We start from the raw sequence: 2330 nt of genomic DNA, 5'->3' as shown, positions 1-2330 counted from the left end.
CCAAGGATCAGCACGTCGACACCAGGCCGCAGTTTTTCGGCAATGCCGCGTGCAAGCGGCAGGCCGGGCCGGAAATAGGGCACATAGGCCCATTCGATGCCATCGAGCCGCTTGGCGACCTCGGCCTCGCCATCGGCCTGCACGGCAAGCGAGATGGTGTCGACGCAATGGACATGCAGAACGACGCGCTGCGGCATCAAAGCGTGCACCGTGGTCTCGATCGATGGCCGCAGGCCGCGCGGGTTGAGCGCTGCAATGGTGAAACCCTGCGGCTGGTCGGCGGCGCGATCGCGCTGTTCGACGGCTTTCAGCAGCGGCGCCATCGCCACCGGCACCATGATGTCATCGACGAGCGCGTCTTTCAGCCAGGTGCCGGAGGCCTTGATCCACAGCGTGTCGCCGGCTTTCAGCGAGGTGTTGCCGCCTGCCGCCTGGGTGAGATGCGGGCTCCGCCCTATGCTGGCCGAAAGCGCCCGCAAGGCCGCCAGTTCCTGCGCGTCAGCTTCGGTCGCCATGGCGCTTTTCCTCCAACGGCTCGGCCGTGTCCTGCGCGAAATCCCGTTGCCGGGATCGAATTGGCGCTGATATCGCAGAAACGAGTGATCTACGTCAATAGTGATCTACTGTCATCAAACACGCTTGCAATCCGACTAATGTTGAGTAAGTTACGCCAATTGCCATGGAAAATGGCATCCGGGAGGAAAGAATTGAGCGACTCCGGCCGTCAGCGTCAGATCGTCGAACTGTTGCGGGATCGTCCGTTCGCTTCGGTGCGCGAGTTGCAGGAGCGGCTTGGCGTTTCAGCCGCGACGGTCAGGCGCGATATCGACAGGATCGACGAGGCCGGCGAAGCGCGGAAGGTCTATGGCGGCATCTCGGCGCTCGACGGCGCTTCCCAGGCCGGTGTTGCCTACGCCAGGCCCTACGACGAGAACCGCGACCTTGCGGTCGAGGCCAAGCGGCAGATCGCCGCTCTCGCGGCGACCATGGTGCGCGACGGCGACGCCGTCATCGTGCATGGCGGCTCGACCTGCTTCCATCTGGGCGTCAAGCTCGCCGAGCGCAACATCCGCCTCTACACCAACTCGATGCCGCTGGCGGCCTATCTCAGCGACCACGGCCATTGCAGCCTGACGGTTGCGGGCGGTGATCTGCATCGCGAACCCGGCATCATCCATTCGCTCAGCCAGGCCGTGCCCTTCTATGCCTCCAAGTTCTTTCTCGGCGCGCAAGGCCTTGGCCAGGAAGGCGTGATGGAATCGCACCCGCTGCTGGTACGCTCGATCGTCGATCTCAGCCTTTGCGCCGACCAGATCGTGGTGCTGGCCGACAGCCGCAAACTGTCGATCCACGCGCGCAATGTCGCGCTGCCGCTTTCCCGCATCGGCACGCTGGTCACCGACGACGGTCTCTCCGACGCCGATGCGCGCATGCTGGAGGACGCCGGCGTCATGGTGCGGATAGCCTCGGGAGCCATCCAGTGAAGGTGGCTGTCCTCGATTTCGGCAAGACCAATTCGAAGCTGTTCGTCTTCGGCCAGGACGGGCGGATCATCGACGAGCGCCGGACACAGCCGAAATGGATGCGCCAAGGCGGCTTCAGCGTGCTCGACGAGGCGGCGCTCCACCATTGGGCGCTCAGCGCCGTTGCCGATACGGTCGACGGTCATGGAGTGGAAGGGGTCATGGTGTCGGGCCATGGCTGCACCTTTGCCTTGGTCGACGAAGCGGCGCTGACGCATCCGATCCTCGACTACGAGCAAGAGCCGCCGGCCGAGATTGCCGCGCGGATCGATCGCCGCATTCCGGACTTTTCGGAGACCTTTTCGCCGCGGCTGCCGCTCGGCTTCAACTACGGCCGCCACATGCTGTGGCTGCAGGAGGTCGATCCCGACGCGTTCGCTACGTCGAAATCGATCCTCGGCTATCCGCAATACTGGAGCTGGCGCCTTGGCGGGCGGGCGGTCTCGGAAGTGTCCTATCTCGGCTGCCATTCGCATCTGTGGGCGCCGCGGAGCCAGGACTTTTCCTCGCTGGTCGACGCGCAGGGCTGGCGTGACCGGATGCCTGGCTTCGAGCGCGCCGGCACCGTTATCGGCGAGCACCGCCTCGGCGCTGCGGCGCGACCGATCGCCATCCACAACGGCGTCCATGATTCGAATGCGGCGCTCTATGCCTATCGCCGGCAGGAGCTTGGCCCGGTCACCGTCGTTTCGACCGGCACCTGGGTCGTCGTGCTCAATCCGGATTGCCCGCTCGACACGCTCGACCGGGATCGCGACATGCTGGTCAATGTCGATGTCGGCGGCGGCCCGGTGCCGACCATTAGCT

2 protein-coding genes and 1 pseudogene are annotated in these 2330 nt (G+C 64.8%); 2 read left to right on the top strand and 1 reads right to left on the bottom strand.

Going from position 1 to position 2330, the window contains the following annotated elements:
• Positions 1–515, bottom strand: a 515-nt coding sequence (locus EN969_RS27115) for a class II aldolase/adducin family protein (protein ID WP_164758528.1), incomplete at its 3' end; no start/stop codon positions are given.
• A gap of 192 nt (positions 516–707) precedes the next feature.
• Here EN969_RS27115 and EN969_RS27110 point away from each other — a divergent pair.
• Positions 708–1484: a DeoR/GlpR family DNA-binding transcription regulator gene (locus EN969_RS27110; RefSeq protein ID WP_013529337.1), complete on the top strand. Its 777-nt coding sequence runs from the start codon at positions 708–710 to the stop codon at positions 1482–1484.
• Positions 1481–2330 (top strand): annotated as a pseudogene (locus tag EN969_RS27105) (carbohydrate kinase); the annotation flags it as partial. The gene EN969_RS27110 and the pseudogene EN969_RS27105, both read left to right, overlap by 4 nt.

Origin of the sequence: Mesorhizobium sp. M7A.F.Ca.CA.003.01.2.1 (genome assembly GCF_003998945.1) — a bacterium.
Lineage (GTDB): Bacteria > Pseudomonadota > Alphaproteobacteria > Rhizobiales > Rhizobiaceae > Mesorhizobium > Mesorhizobium ciceri.
The sequence above is the reverse complement of the archived record's forward strand: the minus strand, read 5'-3'. Positions and strand labels throughout refer to the sequence as shown.